This window comes from Bacillus cereus group sp. MYBK195-1 (genome assembly GCF_051916605.1).
In the GTDB taxonomy this organism is placed as follows: Bacteria; Bacillota; Bacilli; order Bacillales; family Bacillaceae_G; genus Bacillus_A; species Bacillus_A cereus.
Genome location: NZ_JBQAGZ010000001.1, coordinates 65635 through 83343, shown reverse-complemented (window position 1 = coordinate 83343; position 17709 = coordinate 65635). Strand labels below are relative to the sequence as shown.

Below are 17709 nucleotides of genomic sequence, written 5' to 3'. Positions count from 1 at the left end.
ATTATAAAAACTGCAAGGAGGCTTCCCATGATTCGTGCAATCTTATTCGACTTAGATGGAACACTATTAGATCGGCGCCAATCTTTAGAACAATTTATTTGTGAGCAATATAATCGCTTCGCCTCACATTTGAAGAGCATAGAGAAATCAGAGTATTGTTCTCGATTTCTTGAACTCGATAATAATGGCTATACGTGGAAGGATAAAGTATATGCTACTCTCCTTTCCGAATACAACATTACTACTTTAACGCAAGAGCAACTACTACACGACTATATTACAAACTTCCAACATCATTGTATTCCTTTCAAAAACACGCATGAACTACTTCAACAGTTAAAACAGCGAAACATTAAAATTGGTATTATTACAAATGGTTTTACTGAATTTCAGATGAGCAACCTTCGAGCACTACATATACATACGTATACAAACGCCATTCTCGTTTCGGAAGCTGAAGGAATTAAAAAACCTCATCCTGAAATTTTCGAACGTGCTTTGCAAAGACTAGATGTGAAGGCAGAAGAATGTCTTTATGTTGGAGATCATCCAGAAAACGATGTGCTTGGTTCTGAACAAGTAGGGATTCTTGGTGTTTGGAAAAAAGATTCGTTTTGGGGGAATTTTAAGCATTCACGTATCGTAGATGATTTGTTGGAGGTGCTTTCGTTTTTAGAGGTGGAGATAAAGTGAAACTTTAATCCGCCCCCACCTGAAAGAAATATATGCAAATAACCAATTCCAAACGACAAAGCAATTATTATAAAAAATAAAGAAAAGTTTAATTTAACCATCGAAACAGTAACAGTCGTTTCTTTTATCCATCTTTCCCCTCCTAAAATGTAAATATATCTTTACAAAATTGTATAATATACCCAAAATAATATAAAGATATATTTACATTTATTCTTACATACAAAAAAAGAAACCGGCTACTTTACTTCGTAAAACAGCCGATTTCTTCTATATGTTTCATCGTACGCGCTAATACGTCATCGCGCATTATAAAGCTAAATTTTCTATTCGTTTTAATGTTGTCAGGAATGTCTTTTAATAAAACAGACCCTTTCGTTTCTTCGTAATGCGTATGTTCTTCTACCGCACTAATTGTTGCAAAATAAATGTTTTTAATGATTATTTTGTCTTTTCCAGATACTTTGTATTGTCCTAAGTAAGTTAAATCAGAAACTATGCCGCCGGTTTCTTCATGAACCTCTCGAACTGCCGCTTCTTCCGGTGTTTCCCCTAGTTCTACTTTACCACCTGGAAATTCAAGACCGCGACGTAAATGATGCGTTAATAACCATTGATCCCCGTACCGGCATACAACCCAAACATGCTTTGGCTCAGGAGAAAATGGATAACGTTCAAACGATAATTGTACAGTGTTGTGGTAATAATCTTTAAATTTGTACATGCCATTACTCCCCTATTGATGGTTACAAGTTTTTCCTACCACAAATTGTAGCATATTCTCGCTTTTCTGCATAATATTATCCAATTACAATCCATTGATTATTCCCATTTGCGCGACTAATTCTTTCGTCTCATGATTTCCTAAATCATAAATCATTTTATATGCTTTTTGTAGTTGTTCATCATATCGGTCATTATTTGAATCGTGATGATACTCAACAAATGGAACGTGGGAGCGTACAAATGACCCTAAATCTTCTACATATGCTTGATCGAAGTGCTCTCTTAATTCCGTAATTTCTTCATCATTTGCGGAAATCTCAAAATTATAAGTATCCGCCGTCTTCACTTGTGAAATTTGACCGTTTCCTATTGATATATAATATGTTTTTTTCGTATCCATGTAACACCCTTCTTTCATCCTTTTAATTTCTATTGTTTTCATCAATTACAAAATTATGTAAAATAAAGAAAAGGAGGGGTTTTATGTTCAAAATATTAATTATCGGTATTATCATCGTCCTAATCATCCTCGTACTCTCCATCATGACAATTAATAAAGGCTATGCTTATAAACATTCCGTCGATAAACTAGAAGATAATCCTTATACAAAAAAGAATAAGGAGGATTCATAATATGCTTCGTATACTCCGCATCACAATCGCCCTCACTGTGATCGTTATGTCGGCAATTGGATTATATACAGGTCAAAATAAATTTGTACCTCTTTCATAATTTCTATTAGGGGTTTTAATGTTTCTCATCGCATTTGAACAAATAAAGAAAAAGGAATTAGCAACTGGACTTATTTGTATTATTGCTGGTGCCTTCATTTGGATTGTTCTCATTATTACCTACATAAAATAGAGGAGGTCTTTTATGCTAAAAGGAGTCCGGATTACTTTATCACTTATTGCCTTATGTATAGCAACCTATGGATTTTTTACTGGTAGTAGAGAAATAATGCCTTATATGTTCATCTTTTTAGGAGGTATGGCCCTCACCATACGTTTAGAGGAAATATTAAAACGACAAACAGGAGGTAGTCTGCTCGCTCTACTAGCAGGAGCCGCTGCTTTATTTATTGGTTTCACAGAAATATTCTAGTAAATGGTCTAAAGGAGGCCATACAATGCTAACTCTAACTATATTACGGATTTTTTTAGCATTTCTCATGCTTCTCTTACTCACTTTAAGCACTTATGTCCATGTTACCGATAATTTTTCACTTCTTCCATACTTACAATTTATTCTCAGTTGTTCCTTTATTCTTCTAGGAATTAATGAATTAAAATCCGGACGAAAATCAATGAGTATCCCGTATTTTTTCGTTTCTGGTCTTATATTCTTCTTCTTAATATCGAACTACTTTCACTACATGTAGAATGAAATTTTGACCAATTTAGCATTTATAATTATTTTCTCTCAGTAACTATGTCTTTCTACTAAGGGGGATTCCATGTTAAAAAACATTCGAATTATAATCGCCACTATCGCTCTTTCTCTCGCCCTATTTAGCTTCTTTGCAAACTTCACTATTCTTTTACCTTACGTGTTCATCCTTTTAAGTATTATGTGTATCCTTTTTGGAATCGATGAAATAAAGCAGCAGCAAAAAACGAAAGCATTTATTTATTTTCTCTGTTCTGCCTTTGTTTTATATGTTGGAGTATCTAATATATTTTCATAAAAAAGAAGAGTATGGCCGCTCTTAGCACAATAAAAAAACTGCCCTTTCACAGGCAGTTTTTCTTTTTATCCAAAAACTTTCTCAAGTTCATCTTTATCTTGGCTTAACCAGAAGTTCATTAAGCGTTGTGCTCCTTCTAAGTCGTGAAGCTTCGCTTGACCACATTGCGTTTCATTTGCAGCCGGAATTTCTGTAATTTGAACCGCATCTTTTAATGTTAGTTCTAATAAATCAATGATTTCTCGAACTGTCGGCGTTCCGCTCACTACAAGATAATATCCTGTTTGGCAGCCCATCGGTGAAATATCGATAATATCAAAATGCGGATAACGATCAATATATTTACGTAAATTAAATGCTAATAAATGCTCTAACGTATGAATAACATCTGGTTTCATTGCTTGTTTATTCGGTTGACAGAAACGAATATCAAATTTATTTACAATACCGTCACTACCTACATTGTGAACTCCGCAATGTCTTACATAAGGTGCCTTTACAATCGTATGATCTAATTCAAAGCTTTCTACTGATGGCATACAACATCTCTCCCGCTTTTAATTTAATTCCGTTATATCCAATATGATATAACGGAAATGCACATTAGTAAAGTATTATGTACAGTCGTGCTATAATACTTTAAGAGTATGCTGAAAAGGAGACCGTTATGAAACAGATTTTTATTGGGATTATACGCTTTTATCAAAAGTTCATTTCTCCGATGACACCACCAACATGCCGCTTTTATCCAACTTGTTCTCATTATGGATTAGAGGCGTTTCAAAAACATGGTGCACTCAAAGGCTTTTGGCTTACTTGTAAGCGTATATTAAAATGTCACCCTTTCCACCCGGGAGGATTTGATCCTGTCCCAGATAAAAAGGATGACAAAGTAAATTCTTAATTGTCGTAACCATTCACAACTAAATCTAATTTTCCTGTATCAGGATCTATAACAAGACCGTGAACAGGTACTTCTTCCGGAAGTAATGGGTGGTTGCGAAGTACCGATACGCTATGTTCTACACTTTCTTCCACACTAGAGAAACCGCGCAAGAATTGTTCTAAATCGATTCCAGAATAACGAAGCATATCTAATTTCTCTTCTGTTATACCGCGTTCTTTCATTTTCTCAATCGTACTCCTTGCTTGAATTTTTGCCATACCACAATCATGGTGACCAACTACACATACTTCATCAGCACCAAGTTCGTATACAGCGACTAAAATACTACGCATAATACTTCCAAATGGATGTGAAATAACAGCGCCTGCTACTTTAATGATTTTCACATCACCGTTACGCATATTCATCGCTTTCGGTAATAGTTCAACAAGTCGTGTATCCATACAAGAAATAATTACCATCTTTTTGTTTGGAAATTTCCCCGCTACAAACTCTTCATATTTTTTCTCTTCAACAAATTTCTCATTGTACTGCAAAATCTCTTCTAATGACTTCATAGTAAAGGACCCTCTTTTCTCTCATTTACACTACATAAATAGTGTACCAAAATATGAAAAACTCAAAAAGGATATCGCTTTATAGTAAAAATAAGATATTTTCAGATAATCGACATAATTCTTTCAAAATATACACACAGCTTTGTAACAAGTTTCACATACTTTAAACGTATTTTCACTATAAACTGATTGTAGATAATGTAAAAAAGGAGTGAATATTTATTATGTCCGACGTTCTGTTACTGAGTCGTTTTCAATTTGCAATTACTATTTTTTATCACTTTTTATTTGTACCTTTGACAATCGGACTTGTCATTTTAGTAGCATGTATGGAAACTCAATACGCCCGCACATTGAATCCAACATACCGTAAAATGGCAAATTTTTGGGGTAAATTATTTACAATTAACTTCGTAATGGGGATTATAACCGGGATTACGATGGAATTCCAATTTGGAACAAACTGGTCTGAGTACTCCAAATATATGGGAGACATTTTCGGATCCCCTCTCGCAATCGAAGCACTTGTTGCCTTCTTCTTAGAATCTACTTTCATGGGAATATGGTTATTCGGTAAAGACAAAATTTCACCAAAGTTTCGTGCCTTCTGTATGTGGATGGTTGCACTTGGAACAAACATTTCCGCCCTTTGGATTATTACAGCAAACGGCTTTATGCAAAACCCTGTTGGCTACGTAGTACGTAACGGCCGCGCTGAATTAAATGATTTCTGGGCACTCGTTACAAATCCATACGCTTGGAATATGTTCTTCCATACTGTAGTTGGTTGTTATATCGTAGGTGCTTTCTTCGTTATGGCAATTAGTGCCTATCACTTATTACGTAAAAATGAAGTAGAATTCTTCAAAAAATCATTTAAGTTTGGTTTAATGTTAGGCTTATTCGCCGCAACAATTACACCGTTTATGGGACATCAATCTGGTGTATCAGCAGCTAAATATCAACCCGCAAAAGGAGCTGCGATGGAAGCAGTTTGGGAAACTGGAAAAGGACAAGGCTTCTCAATTGTTCAAATTCCTGATGTAAAAAATGAGAAGAACTTTGAATTCCTTACGATTCCAAAACTCGGAAGCTTCTTCTACACAAATTCATTTGATGGCGAAATTGTTGGTTTAAAAGATATTCCGAAAGATGAACGTCCAAATGTTAACCTTGTGTATTATAGCTTCCGCTTAATGGTTGCACTCGGTATGTTCTTTATGGCATTAACTTGGTATGGCTTCTATTTAAACCGAAAAGGAAAACTAGAAAACTCAAAACGTTATTTAAAAATTACAATATGGTCTGTCTTACTTCCTTATATCGCAATTAACGCAGGATGGATTGTCGCTGAAGTAGGTCGTCAACCATGGACAGTATATAAACTAATGCGTACAGCAGAATCTGTATCACCTATATCTGTCCCGCAAATTTGGTTCTCATTAATTAGTTTAATTTTATTCTACACTTTACTTTTAATTGCAGACGTATACTTAATGCTAAAGTTCGCGAAAAAAGGACCTGCCGCATTAGAAAAACCTGCTACTGAGGGAGGTGTGGCTCATGTCTCATGATATGCTTGCAATCATCTGGTTCGGTTTATGGGGCGTGATTTGGACAGTTTACTTCATTCTTGACGGGTATGCACTTGGTAACGGAATGATTTTTCCTTTCGTTACGAAAGACCGACAAGAACGAAATCAATTACAAGAAGCAATTGGCCCGTTCTGGGGCGGTAATGAAGTATGGTTAATTACAGCTGGTGGCGCAACATTTGCTGCCTTCCCAGTCACATATGCTAATATGTTTAGTTATTTATATACACCGTTATTCTTAGTATTACTTGCACTATTTGCTCGTGCCGCTGGACTGGAATTCATGCATAAAGATGATTCACCAATTTGGCAAAAAACTTGTAAATGGGCATTTGCAATTGGCAGTTTCCTAATCGCCTTCTTATTCGGTGTTACATTCGCTAATCTTTATTACGGACTACAAATCGGAAAAAATGGCTATGAAGGAAATTTACTTAGCTTACTAAACCATTACGGTATATTAGGTGGTCTTTTCTTCACTGCTATATTTGTCGTATCCGGTGCCCTTTGGGTCATGATTAAAACGACTGGTGAAGTATCTGATCGTGCTTATAAAATCGCAAGACCATTTTCAATGGCAGCTGCTATCATTTTAGCTATCTTCTATGTAGCAACTGCTAATCGGACAAACTTATTCCAAAACTTTACGGAATATCCGGTACTATTCATTCTTCCAGTACTTGCAATGCTAATGAGTGTACTCGCACTTATTATGGTGTACAAACATAAAATTGGCCTTGCATTCACATTCATTTGCCTAACAATCGCAATGTTTATGACAACTGGCTTTGCAGGTATGTTCCCAAGAATGTTACCATCTCGTATTAACGATGCATACAGTACAACGTTATACAACGCAGCTGGTAGTCAATTAAACTTAAAAATTATGTTCTTCGTTGCAATGGTCATGGTACCAATCGTTATTGGATATCAGCTTTGGAGCTACAGTATTTTTAAAAATAAAATTCATAAAGACTCTGCTAAAGGGTATCACTAAGGTAAAAAAAGACACTTCGTTTGAAGTGTCTTTTTTATACGTATGATTTTCGATAAGATGTTATATTTCTAATCTAACAACTATACTACAGAAGAATCATTAACAGCTCACAGCTAGATTGTAGCACAGGACAAGTTCATCATTTTATGCAATTTTACATACTGTACTATAAAGTAAACTGTATCCCCTGATCATTCGCATCATTATCCCATACATCAGCTGTACTAATCCCGCTAAACGTTTGTACTTTCATTCCTGTATTTGATGATCCCGATCCATTATAAGCCTTCGTCTTTTCAATCGGCTGTACGTTATATTTGTCACCTACATTAATTGTTCCATTGCAGTTTTCAATAATAACACCTTCCACAACTGCCGGCATTTTGTCACCCACTTTCATTTCTTTACTTTTATTTTATGAAAATCGCCTAGAAAAATAGCATGTTTCAATAAGAAAAAGCACTCAATTTGAGTGCTTTTTCTTTAAGCATAAAGACAAGTTTGGAGACAGTTGACTTCTTCAAAATTTTATTAGGGGTAATATTTTGAAAAAGAAAGCCTTTCATATGTAGGTTAACACCACTGGAATATATAGTAAATTGATAATATTTATACGGAAGATTGCTAATGTTTAGTATAGATAGTTTACACTATGCTAACAGTGAAAACTATCTATACTAATAAAAAAAGGTGCTTTCAAAAAAGACACCTTTCAAAAACAGACACTATAAAACAGAATTATTTATTGTTATACGATTGTTAGATACAAAAAGTAGAGGGAAATGTTTGTATTAAATTCTGCTTTATAAAGTCTGTCTACAAATTATATTGTAATCCTCTTCATTTGAAAAAAAATATAATATGCACAATTGCATACAAAAAGAAAAAGCACTCTATTGAGTGCCTTTTCAACCATTTTACTTTTAATATATCGCTTTGAATATATTGTAACATATGTATCCATATATTTTATTGAGAAAATTCAAAATCCTTTTTCTTTCATTTTCACTTATAAAATCATGTAATATAAAAGGTATGTCAAATTCTTATACAAATTGAGGTGTACTATATTTATGATGTATTTCGGAATTATTCCTCTTATATTATTTATTATTTTTCTTATCTCATATTTAAAAGATCCGCGAAAAATAATAAACGGCTTTTTATTTAATTCCTTTGTCTGTTTTTTCCTTCTTTTTTGTGTGATTATATCTGTAAATTCAAGTAGTGATGTCCTACGCTATATTATAATTTTACCTATTTTAGCACTTCTTATTATGCTTCCTTTCGGTATTGTTGCTTTAATGTTTGGGCTATTTCTTAATGCTAGAATTTTAATGAAGCGAGAAGGAAGACGGTTCACTAACTGTTTAACACTCCTTGCTGCTTTAGGGATGTTATTCTTTATGTTACTCCCTATCATAAACCCAGCAAGTTTGGTCTCATCGCATTTAGAGCCTATTTTTGCAGCTATTTCTCTTATAAGCTTCTATTTCTTTATACACTTATCTAACTTCTTAAGCGCATATTTTTTATACCAATTCAACAGACCAAGACGTAATCAAGATTTCATTATCGTTCTTGGTAGCGGCTTAATTAATGATAAAGTACCACCATTACTTGCAAGCCGCATTAATAAAGCTATCGACTTCTATTGGAAACAAGCAGCTGTAAATACACCACCAACAATTATTTTCTCTGGTGGTCAAGGTCCAGATGAAGGTCTTCCAGAGGCAGAAGCAATGCAAAATTATGCTGTTGAAAAAGGAATTCCTCTTGAACATACAGTGCAAGAAAATCGCTCTGTAAACACATATCAAAATATGTTGTTCTCTAAAGAAATTATGGATTCTTTAAAACCTGAAGGTAAATATAAAAGTATTTTTACCACAAATAATTTCCACCTTTTCCGCGCTGGCATATACGCTAGACAAGCTGGTCTTAATAGCCAAGGAATCGGGTCAAAAACTGCATTTTATTACTGGCCTAACGCAATGATTCGCGAATATGTTGCGATTGTCGTAATGGGACGTAAGCGCCATATGAAAATATGTGGAACTATTTTAGGTTTCGCTTTATTCGTATCAATACTTAGTTTTATATTTTCTTAATAGCATCCCATCCTTTGAAAGGATGGGATTTCTTATACTGATTTCAAAAATATTTTAAAGATAATATGGTGATAATATTCCCTGCATACACCCATTAAAGGAGAATTTTTTCAAATTAAATGTTAAAATAAAATTTAGGTGTGAATGACGTAACAAATAAGAAACTAGTTTGAAACGAGGAAATTATATGGAGAAAATTATCAAAAACAAGCCCAATAAGCTAAAAATTGCTTCAAAAGCTTTGATGATTATTATTGGGGCATTTATCACAGCGTACGGATTAGAAGCAGTATTAATTCCAAATAACGTATCGGACGGTGGTGTGACTGGTTTAAGTATCGTTAGTTCAAGATTATTTGGATTGCCATTAGGAGCTCTAATCGCAGTTATTAACATTCCTTTCGTTTGGTTAGGGTATAAGCAAATCGGTAAAAGCTTTGCGATTTATTCTATTATCGGAATTGCTTCATTAGCAGTAGGTACCGTTGTCATGCACGGAATACCAGCTATTATTGAAGGCGATACATTATTAGTTACAGTTGTTGGTGGTATTATCATCGGTTTTGGTATGGGACTAGCATTACGTAACGGTGGGGCATTAGATGGAATCGATATGCTTGCTGTATTGCTTTCTCGTAAGTTACCATTTGGAACGAGTGACCTTATTTTATTCTTAAACATGTTCGTATTTATTTTCGTATCAACGGTATTCGGTCTTCAAGGAGCTATCCTTTCGGCAATTGCTTACTTTATCGCTTCGAAAGTGATTCATATCGTTGAAGTTGGTTTAAGTGGTTCAAAAGCATTTAAAATTATTACAAAAGAGCCTGAATTAATGGTAGAAACAATTCGCGATCGTTTAGGCCGAAGTGCAACATATAACGAAGTATACGGTGGTTATTCAAGAGAGAAATTCAAAGAAATTTCTTGCGTAATTAACCGTTTAGAAGAAAGTAAAATGAAAGAACTTATTAATGAAATCGATCCACACGCCTTTATTACAGTTTATGACGTAGCAGAAGTAAAAGGCGGTAATTTCAAGAAACGTGATATTCATTAATCGTTATATAAAAGAGGGTATGCCAAAATTTTGGCACACCCTCTTTTTATTATTAAGTTGCTATCGTTGTTAGTTTTTGTCGGTAAGTCGATATATTTCAATAATCGCTGATATATTTTAAGTTGTGGTCGATATATTCCAATAATCCCTGATATATTTTAAATTGCGGTCGATATATTCTAATAATTGCTGATATGTTTTTACTCGCCCCCTTATGCCTAAATTGCACCAACTAAAAGGAATTAATTCCCACAACACGAAAAAAGACCAAAAAGCAAATTCAACTTTTCGGTCTCTATACTATCTTCTCTTTGTAATTTTCCCTGAACCACCGACCCTTGTTTTCGGAGGAGATGTATTCCTTGGCGGCGTTTTAATAGATGATTTTGGCTTCACATCTGATCCGCTTGAACCACCTGGTGTTTTCGTAATTTTCCCCTTGCTTCCAGTAGAAGGTGGGGGCGTCGTATTACTTCCTTTTTCAGTAATACTTCCCTTATCACCTACTGATGGTTTCGAATCTACATTATCGCCTCGCTTAATGATAGACCCTTTCCCTTCCTTCGTAATTGGAGGTGGGGTTTTCTTTTCTTCTTTTGTAGGTGGTCTTTCTGGAATAACTGGTTTATGATTTTGTCTATCGTTATATCCTCGATAATCACCGTATGATGATTTTCGTGAACCGAATATATCGTTTAATATGCTACCCATAATATATCCTTGCAAGAAGGACGGTTGGTAATTTTGACGGACAAATTCTTTGTTACTTATTTCAATTAACGTATCAGATGGTTTCTCTTTATCCTTTTGCAGGTTATAAATCTTATCAGAATAAACGAGGAACATTTGATTTTCGTCTTCTTTAGATGCTTGCTTCGGTTCTCTTTCGTTAATGAGTTCCTTCGCTACTTCAGGAACTGACCGATTGGCGGCCCTATACACGTAAGATTCTTGTTTACCTTCCTTGGCAACAGATTCAAGTGGATAACGGTCTTGAATCGACTTTGTCTGCCCGCCTTGACAACCTGATAAGGCATAACCAGCAACAACAAGTAATATAACGATAGCAAGTATAGGGATTACAAACGATTTAATCATGGTAAACAATCGGTTTGACATGATTACGCCCCCTTACGTTGCTCTTATAATTTGTACATCAGCAGGAATGATTGCTTCTCCCTCATACATCATTGTGCGACCATTTTGCCATTCAATACGCAATAATTTTCGATTATCTGATTGGAATTCCCATACGTACTGTTCTTCTGAAGCTGAGAATGGAGTTTTTCCCATAACAACAACACGTCCGTTATATTGTTCTTCCATATGGTACTCGGTATCATCCATTTCAATTGTCGTCGGAATTTCATCAATTGAATCTAAGCGACCATCAATTGGTGTATATAATTTGTAATACGTATTTTCACGATCTTCAATTTTTAAATAACGAATGTCTTTTCCATCTTGCAATGTCAAAACAATTTCCTTACGCGAATGCATACTCGTTTTCCCAATTAATTCATACATAACTAATGACACTTCAATCATATCGCCAGGAGCTAACGTTAAAAGACTCTTTTCCGGCTTCGGTGGCTCTGGGCTTTTCATTATATTTTTAATTCGTTTAAATAAACTCATGATCTACACCTCCTTTTCTCTTTATAAACACGCACCTAAAATTAGTGCACCAACAATATGTAATGATCCGGCTAACATCGCATGTGCAACGCTACCTTCTTTCGTACCTTCTTCTAAATCAAGACCAGACATTTTCTTTAATACAAATTCGATAAACATTTCTACCACTAATAAAATAACGAAAGAAACTGCTGAAGCAAGAAGTGCCTGCCATAAGTCATTTGCTTTCGTAATTGATTGGGATAAAATGTACCCTTGTGCAAATAACTTCATAATAAAACGAGTTGTTACAGCTGTATTTCCATTTTTAATTTCTTTTAAATCATTGTATTTTGTAAAAATTGAATCAACCCACATAATTGCAAATAAAAGTACTGCACTCGCTCCAGTCCATACAAGCATGGCAACTACATTCATCCATGTCATTGCAAAACCTCCTCTAAATATAATAGAAAACCGACATGAATATATTTAGACATGTCGGTTCATTTGTCTCTATTCTATATTATTTCTCATACTGCTTCATAATACGAGCTAATTCATCGTCAACAGCAGAATTTTTGTTTAAGCTTGCGAATTCATCATCTAATGATTTTTCTTTCTTATAAACTTCACCGCTTGCTTCTGCTTCAGCCTCTAATTGAAGAGCTTTCTCTTCCATACGGCTTAAACCAGCTTTTGCTGAGTTTGAATCAAATCCAGACATCGCCTGATTAATATTCTTTTGTGCTTTCGCCGCATTTACACGTGCTACAAGTGTTTCACGTTTATTTTTCAGCTCATTTAATTGCTTGCGCATTTCTTCTAGCTTTAGGCGCAGGTTATCAGCAGCAGCTTTATTTTGCTCGTAGCTTGCTTTATACTCATTCATTTTTTGTTCTGCATTTTGTTTTTCTTCTAATGCACGACGCGCAAGATCTAAGTTATTAGCTTGAACAGCCATATGAGCCTGCTCTTCACGTTTTTTCACAAGTGCTTCTTGCTCTTCAAATAATATTTTGAATTTCTTCTCAAGCGCGATTTGAGCTGCTACACTTTTCTCAGCTTCTTGTACATCCGCTTGCATATCGCGTAAATATTGATCAGTCATCTTAACTGGATCTTCCGCTTTTTCAATTAATGAATATACATTCGACATTGTTAAATCTCTTAATCGTTTAAATACAGACATCTAAATTCCTCCTATGATATACCTCATATTTCAAATTCACTACTTGGAAAACTGAAAAATCTCCCTTTACAGTAAAGAATATTCATTTTTACAGCCTATGTGTTTATTATAACAAAACTAATATGTCCTTACATGTTATTTCCAAAATACATCCATTATAATATGACATTCTATATACAATATTGTATTTCTAATATATTCTCATTACCCCTCTTTTAAATTAACTTACTTTTGTGCAATTTCACTAAATTACATAAGTGTAATGTTACTGTAAGCTAACTCGATAGTTGCATTCTGATATTTCTTATACACTAATACCAGAAGCAACAAACAAGCTTCTTCACTTGTAAGCAATAATACAAAAATTGTATTTAATATAAAACATATAAAAGGAGAAATCATCATGAAAAAATTAGTAGGAATCGGATTAGCAGCAGCAATTTCACTTGGAGCATTATCAGGTTGTTCTCTATTAGGAGAGAAAGCGAACGGTTTTGTACTGTACGGCTCAGAAGAACAAGTTCAGCAAATTACAGATAAAAACAAAAAAGAAGTGAAAGAAAAAGACTTCTATAAAATGAAAATGACAACATTAGATGGTAAAAAAGTTCTTGTAATGGATAAAAAAACTGGTGAGGAACTAGTGAAAAAAGAGTTACTTAGCAAAGTTGATGAAAAAGACAACACGAAACCACTTGATAAATTACCAGCTGTAACAACAGAACAAGGTGTATTATTTGCAAAAGAAAAAGTAGAAAATGCTACACTTGATGGAGCCAAATTAAAATATGAAGGCAACACAATTATCGGAAGTGGCCGTGCATATACAGATATGTATGCGATTGTCGATGACGCAACTTACAACAATGTAAAAGGTGATGAAAAATCTGTAGGTGTATTAAAATTTGATAAAGACCCAAGTAAAGAATTCCCTGGTTACAACGGCGTCGAAGCTTCTCAACTTGTAAAAATTAAAAAGTAAAACAAAAAAGCTTTGCGAAATTCGCAAAGCTTTTTTCTATTTATTATGAGCAACTTGTTCCATATCTAGACTACAAGTTTTCGACTGACATGACTTATTTAAAGAACATGCTGCGCATTTTCCTTTTTTACTTCTCTTTACAAAATTAACTAACGTGTATGCTGCATAACCAAAAATGATAGCTCCAATTATAATATTGACCATCATTATACATCTCCTTTTAGAATCCTAGTAAAGATCCAACTTGGTATATAATAAGCGTTAATACATAAGCAACAACAAGCGGATAAACGACTGAGAAAATCGTCCATTTCGCTGATCCTGTTTCACGTTTAATAACAGCCACCGTCGCTAAACATGGAACGTATAATAAAATAAAGAACATAAATGCATAAGCTGATAATGCTGTATAATGTGCTCCCATTACGTTTCCAAGCACATCTTCTTTAACTGCATAAATAATTGCCATTGTTGAAACGACAACTTCCTTCGCTAAAAATCCTGTTAAAAGGGATGCTGCAGCTTGCCACGTTCCAAAGCCGAGCGGTGCAAATAGCGGTGCGATAAATCCACCAATCATCGCTAAGTAACTGTCTCCCATATCAACACCAAATCCTGATGGACCTGCATAGTTTAATAACCAAATGATAACTGAACCACCGAAGATGAATGTACCAGCTTTACGAACAAATCCTTTTCCTTTCTCCCATGTGCTCAGCCATAACGTTTTTGCTTGTGGCACACGATAAGGAGGTAATTCAATTACGAAAATAGACTTTTCCGCTTTCAAAATCGTAAGAGACATAATTTTTGTAACTAATAACGCAAGAACAATCCCTGCAACATATAAAGAAAATACAACAGTCGCCTGACTATGCGGGAAGAATACGCCCGCAAATAATGCATATACAGGTAATCGTGCTGAACAAGACATAAATGGTGTTACTAAAATGGTAAGTAAACGTTCTTTCTCCTGTTCAATCGTTCTCGCAGCCATAATACCTGGAACGTTACATCCAAAACCGATAATCATCGGAATAAAAGCTTTTCCGTTTAAGCCGAAAAACTCCATAATTCTATCCATAACAACCGCAATTCGCGCCATATACCCTGAGTCTTCTAATAATGAAATGAAAAAGAATAGTGCAAAGATTTGTGGTACGAATACTAATACAGCACCAACACCGGCAATAATACCTTCTGTAACGAGTGCTTGAATAAACTGAGAAGCTCCAATACTTGTAAGTCCAGCCGTCACCCAATCCGTAAGCTGGCCACCAAAAAACTCATCTAACATATCAGATAAAGGTGTACCAATCCACGTAAACGTAACCTGAAAAATAAAAAACATAACTGCTAAAAAGATTGGAAGTCCTAAAATTTTATGTGTAATTAATCTATCAATTTTTTCTGAAAAAGGAATTTTTCCTTCTTTCTCATGCTTCATAACATTTGTTTTTAACTTTTCAATATACGCTTCACGAGTTTTGTAAATGTGCTCTTCTAACGTACAATCAAGTTTTCCTTCTAAGCGAGATCGAATGGCTATGAGTTCCTTATAAATTGGTAATGCTTTCATTTCTTTTTCTACTACTTCGTTATTGCTTAAAAATTGAAGTGCTAACCATCTCGGATGCTCGTAATTCACTGTCTCTAAAAGAGCAATTACTTCTCCAATTCCTTCATCCATTTGTACACCATATGAAATAAGGAATGGCTTTTTCTCTTTTTTGTCATTTTCTTTAAGAGTCGTAAGCAGTTCTTCACAGCCTTTTCCACTCCTTGCAACAACAGGAACGACTGTTACACCTAATAGTTCTGATAATCGTTTTACATCAATGACAATTCCTCTTTGCTTCGCCACATCAACCATGTTTAAACCAATTGAGACTGGCTTACCAAATTCAAGTAACTGCAACGTTAAATGCATATTTCTTTCAAACTGCGAGGAATCTACGATATTTAACATATGATTAAATTCTTCTGTTAATAGAAAGTTTGTTACAACACCTTCATCACGTGAAACTGGATTTAAATCATAAACACCTGGTAAATCAATTAATGTTCCTTGTCTATCTTTTAATTTACCAACCTTCTTTTCTACTGTTACACCGCTCCAGTTTCCTACATACTCATAAGAACCAGTAAGTGCATTAAATAATGATGTCTTCCCTGTATTCGGATTCCCTAGCAAAGCTACCTTATTCACGCTAATTCCACCTTTATCATTTTCGCGTCACAATGACGAATACTAATTAACTGTCCACGACACTCCAATGTACAAGGACCTTTAAACATCGCTTTCTGTTTCAGGCGAAGTTCGCTTCCTTCAGCAAGACCGAAAGCAGCTAGTCTACGCTTTAATAGCTGATCTAAAGACTGAATACTTTTTACTAACACTTTCTCTCCAATTTTAATATCTACTAAGCTCATAACCTTCCCCCTCAGAAGAGAATGATAATTATTTTCAAAAAAATTATACCACACCCAATTTCTCTTGTACTATACCCTTTTGCTTCATATTTATTAACATTTCGCTACAATTCTATTTCAATTATTGTCATACTGTATTCGTTTGCCATTCTCATCCATTTCGCTTACAATAAACAATAGCAAATAAAGAATCTCGTTATCACTGGGGGAGCCATGTCGCTGAGAGGGAACACTTCGTTCCGACCCTTCGAACCTGTTAGTTAATGCTAACGCAGGGATTGTGCAAACGTCCGAAATACATACCTCATTTTTATTTACGTATTTCGTATCCTCCTATGATATCTATTCTTTTTTGTACAACTTGGATTTAGGGGGAGACAACATGCGTAACACTAATTTACAAGCGATGATCGAATCTGCTATTCTTGCAGCCTTCGCCTTGGTCATCGACATTTTACCACTTTCAATAAAAATATCAGCAACAGGCGGTTCCATTTCATTTGCTATGATTCCTATTTTTATTATCGCATACCGCTGGGGCTTCAAAATGGCTTTCTTAGGGGGCCTAATTTGGGGATTATTACAAATTGTCGTAGGCGATGCCATTATCGTCACACCAATTCAAGTACTAATTGAATACTTTGTTGCTTTCGCATTCATTGGATTTGCTGGTTTATTCTATCGTCCAATTCAAAAAGCACTTTTAACTTCCAATGATAATAGCGAAGAGCAATCAAATTTAGGTAACCGTAAAGACAAACCTTCATCAAAACCAAACCAAGGAAAGAAAGTAATTGGATACATTATCGTCGCTACTTTTATCGGTAGTCTAGCTCGTTACTTCTGTCACTTTATCGCTGGTATCATTTTCTGGGGACAATATGCACCAAAAGGCCAATCGGCTTTCCTATATTCTTTAATATTTAACGGTAGTACAATGATTGGTTCCTATATTCTATGTACCGTTTTACTTATATTTTTATTTATCACTTCACCACGCTTATTCAAAAGCATCAGTGCTTATCAAATGAATACACAAAAAAAGGGCGCTTAATGAGCGCTCTTTTTTCATATCGTAATATTAATTAAAAATACAATAAATGCGCAAAAGAAAATAAATACCATTATACTTAGCCAATTGCTATGCACGG

At 34.8% G+C, this 17709-nt stretch carries 23 protein-coding genes, 2 pseudogenes and 1 riboswitch; of the genes and pseudogenes, 12 read left to right on the top strand and 13 right to left on the bottom strand.

What is annotated here, in order from left to right; all coding sequences use genetic code 11:
• The first annotated feature begins 27 nt into the window (after positions 1 to 27).
• Positions 28 to 693: an HAD family hydrolase gene (locus ACTFRY_RS00505; protein ID WP_000617248.1), complete on the top strand. Its 666-nt coding sequence runs from the start codon at positions 28 to 30 to the stop codon at positions 691 to 693.
• Positions 694 to 707: 14 nt separating this feature from the next.
• Here the strand turns inward: ACTFRY_RS00505 and ACTFRY_RS00500 are convergent.
• The 3 genes and pseudogenes from ACTFRY_RS00500 to ACTFRY_RS00490 form a co-directional block, all read right to left on the bottom strand.
• Positions 708 to 794 (bottom strand): annotated as a pseudogene (locus ACTFRY_RS00500) (DUF3267 domain-containing protein); the annotation flags it as partial.
• Between the two features lie 143 nt (positions 795 to 937).
• Positions 938 to 1417: an antimutator 8-oxo-(dGTP/GTP)ase gene (gene mutTA / locus ACTFRY_RS00495; protein ID WP_000276385.1), complete on the bottom strand. Its 480-nt coding sequence runs from the start codon at positions 1415 to 1417 to the stop codon at positions 938 to 940.
• Between the two features lie 84 nt (positions 1418 to 1501).
• The gene (locus tag ACTFRY_RS00490) at positions 1502 to 1819 is read right to left on the bottom strand and encodes a hypothetical protein (protein WP_000379942.1); all 318 of its coding nucleotides are present in this window, start codon (positions 1817 to 1819) and stop codon (positions 1502 to 1504) included.
• 83 nt (positions 1820 to 1902) lie between these two features.
• Here ACTFRY_RS00490 and ytzI point away from each other — a divergent pair, with 83 nt between their 5' ends.
• From ytzI to ACTFRY_RS00470, 4 genes and pseudogenes are all read left to right on the top strand, one after another.
• Positions 1903 to 2052, top strand: a complete 150-nt coding sequence (gene ytzI / locus ACTFRY_RS00485; protein ID WP_000472790.1) for a YtzI protein — start codon at positions 1903 to 1905, stop codon at positions 2050 to 2052.
• Between the two features lies 1 nt (position 2053).
• Positions 2054 to 2284, top strand: a pseudogene (locus tag ACTFRY_RS00480) (DUF3953 domain-containing protein).
• A gap of 12 nt (positions 2285 to 2296) precedes the next feature.
• On the top strand, positions 2297 to 2524 hold the full coding sequence (locus ACTFRY_RS00475) for a DUF3953 domain-containing protein (protein ID WP_098616308.1): 228 nt from the start codon (positions 2297 to 2299) through the stop codon (positions 2522 to 2524).
• A gap of 352 nt (positions 2525 to 2876) precedes the next feature.
• On the top strand, positions 2877 to 3107 hold the full coding sequence (locus ACTFRY_RS00470; protein ID WP_000916676.1) for a YczI family protein: 231 nt from the start codon (positions 2877 to 2879) through the stop codon (positions 3105 to 3107).
• Positions 3108 to 3172: 65 nt separating this feature from the next.
• Here ACTFRY_RS00470 and luxS read toward each other — a convergent pair whose 3' ends face one another.
• A complete protein-coding gene (luxS, locus tag ACTFRY_RS00465) occupies positions 3173 to 3646 on the bottom strand; it encodes an S-ribosylhomocysteine lyase LuxS (protein ID WP_001141371.1) in 474 nt (157 codons plus the stop codon).
• Between the two features lie 128 nt (positions 3647 to 3774).
• On the opposite strand from luxS, the gene yidD reads away from it, so the two are divergent.
• On the top strand, positions 3775 to 4011 hold the full coding sequence (gene yidD, locus ACTFRY_RS00460) for a membrane protein insertion efficiency factor YidD (RefSeq protein WP_000809334.1): 237 nt from the start codon (positions 3775 to 3777) through the stop codon (positions 4009 to 4011).
• Here the strand turns inward: yidD and ACTFRY_RS00455 are convergent.
• Positions 4008 to 4571, bottom strand: coding sequence for a beta-class carbonic anhydrase (locus ACTFRY_RS00455; RefSeq protein WP_000838158.1), 564 nt, complete (start codon positions 4569 to 4571; stop codon positions 4008 to 4010). The genes yidD and ACTFRY_RS00455 overlap by 4 nt on opposite strands.
• A 224-nt stretch (positions 4572 to 4795) precedes the next feature.
• Here ACTFRY_RS00455 and cydA point away from each other — a divergent pair, with 224 nt between their 5' ends.
• Together cydA and cydB are read left to right on the top strand one after the other, a co-directional pair.
• Positions 4796 to 6145: a cytochrome ubiquinol oxidase subunit I gene (cydA, locus tag ACTFRY_RS00450; protein WP_001286189.1), complete on the top strand. Its 1350-nt coding sequence runs from the start codon at positions 4796 to 4798 to the stop codon at positions 6143 to 6145.
• Complete coding sequence (gene cydB, locus ACTFRY_RS00445) at positions 6135 to 7163, top strand: cytochrome d ubiquinol oxidase subunit II (RefSeq protein WP_000017660.1); 1029 nt, start codon at positions 6135 to 6137, stop codon at positions 7161 to 7163. The genes cydA and cydB overlap by 11 nt, the downstream gene beginning before the upstream one ends.
• Positions 7164 to 7329: 166 nt before the next feature.
• Here the strand turns inward: cydB and ACTFRY_RS00440 are convergent, their stop codons facing one another.
• Positions 7330 to 7563, bottom strand: a complete 234-nt coding sequence (locus ACTFRY_RS00440; protein ID WP_002001299.1) for a spore germination protein — start codon at positions 7561 to 7563, stop codon at positions 7330 to 7332.
• A 673-nt stretch (positions 7564 to 8236) separates the two neighbouring features.
• Here ACTFRY_RS00440 and ACTFRY_RS00435 point away from each other — a divergent pair.
• Together ACTFRY_RS00435 and ACTFRY_RS00430 are read left to right on the top strand one after the other, a co-directional pair.
• Positions 8237 to 9274, top strand: coding sequence for a YdcF family protein (locus ACTFRY_RS00435; protein WP_000990101.1), 1038 nt, complete (start codon positions 8237 to 8239; stop codon positions 9272 to 9274).
• Between the two features lie 187 nt (positions 9275 to 9461).
• Positions 9462 to 10334 carry a YitT family protein gene (locus ACTFRY_RS00430; protein ID WP_000411244.1) on the top strand — a complete coding sequence of 291 codons (873 nt, stop codon included), beginning with the start codon at positions 9462 to 9464 and terminating at the stop codon, positions 10332 to 10334.
• Positions 10335 to 10634: 300 nt separating this feature from the next.
• On the opposite strand, the gene ACTFRY_RS00425 is transcribed toward ACTFRY_RS00430, so the two are convergent.
• The 4 genes from ACTFRY_RS00425 to ACTFRY_RS00410 form a co-directional block, all read right to left on the bottom strand.
• The gene (locus tag ACTFRY_RS00425) at positions 10635 to 11453 is read right to left on the bottom strand and encodes a DUF4247 domain-containing protein (protein ID WP_000071190.1); all 819 of its coding nucleotides are present in this window, start codon (positions 11451 to 11453) and stop codon (positions 10635 to 10637) included.
• A 12-nt stretch (positions 11454 to 11465) separates the two neighbouring features.
• A complete protein-coding gene (locus ACTFRY_RS00420; RefSeq protein ID WP_000051746.1) occupies positions 11466 to 11972 on the bottom strand; it encodes a DUF4178 domain-containing protein in 507 nt (168 codons plus the stop codon).
• Positions 11973 to 11993: 21 nt separating this feature from the next.
• Positions 11994 to 12398 (bottom strand): DUF350 domain-containing protein, encoded by a 405-nt coding sequence (locus ACTFRY_RS00415; RefSeq protein WP_000220087.1) that lies wholly within the window; start codon positions 12396 to 12398, stop codon positions 11994 to 11996.
• Between the two features lie 79 nt (positions 12399 to 12477).
• Complete coding sequence (locus ACTFRY_RS00410) at positions 12478 to 13143, bottom strand: PspA/IM30 family protein (RefSeq protein ID WP_000110280.1); 666 nt, start codon at positions 13141 to 13143, stop codon at positions 12478 to 12480.
• Positions 13144 to 13546: 403 nt separating this feature from the next.
• Between ACTFRY_RS00410 and ACTFRY_RS00405 the strand changes: the two genes are divergently transcribed.
• Positions 13547 to 14125 carry a lipoprotein BA_5634 family protein gene (locus ACTFRY_RS00405; protein WP_000737502.1) on the top strand — a complete coding sequence of 193 codons (579 nt, stop codon included), beginning with the start codon at positions 13547 to 13549 and terminating at the stop codon, positions 14123 to 14125.
• Between the two features lie 36 nt (positions 14126 to 14161).
• Here the strand turns inward: ACTFRY_RS00405 and ACTFRY_RS00400 are convergent, their stop codons facing one another.
• Genes ACTFRY_RS00400 through ACTFRY_RS00390 form a run of 3 tightly spaced genes read right to left on the bottom strand, consistent with a single transcriptional unit; the run spans position 14162 to position 16558 of the window.
• On the bottom strand, positions 14162 to 14332 hold the full coding sequence (locus ACTFRY_RS00400) for a FeoB-associated Cys-rich membrane protein (RefSeq protein ID WP_016118780.1): 171 nt from the start codon (positions 14330 to 14332) through the stop codon (positions 14162 to 14164).
• A gap of 13 nt (positions 14333 to 14345) precedes the next feature.
• On the bottom strand, positions 14346 to 16334 hold the full coding sequence (feoB, locus tag ACTFRY_RS00395; protein WP_001044845.1) for a ferrous iron transport protein B: 1989 nt from the start codon (positions 16332 to 16334) through the stop codon (positions 14346 to 14348).
• Positions 16331 to 16558 carry a FeoA family protein gene (locus ACTFRY_RS00390; RefSeq protein WP_000060512.1) on the bottom strand — a complete coding sequence of 76 codons (228 nt, stop codon included), beginning with the start codon at positions 16556 to 16558 and terminating at the stop codon, positions 16331 to 16333. The genes feoB and ACTFRY_RS00390 overlap by 4 nt, the downstream gene beginning before the upstream one ends.
• Positions 16559 to 16752: 194 nt before the next feature.
• Positions 16753 to 16854, top strand: a riboswitch (TPP riboswitch).
• Positions 16855 to 16940: 86 nt separating this feature from the next.
• On the opposite strand from ACTFRY_RS00390, the gene ACTFRY_RS00385 reads away from it, so the two are divergent.
• A complete protein-coding gene (locus tag ACTFRY_RS00385) occupies positions 16941 to 17612 on the top strand; it encodes an energy-coupled thiamine transporter ThiT (protein ID WP_001246570.1) in 672 nt (223 codons plus the stop codon).
• The last annotated feature ends 97 nt before the right edge of the window (positions 17613 to 17709 follow it).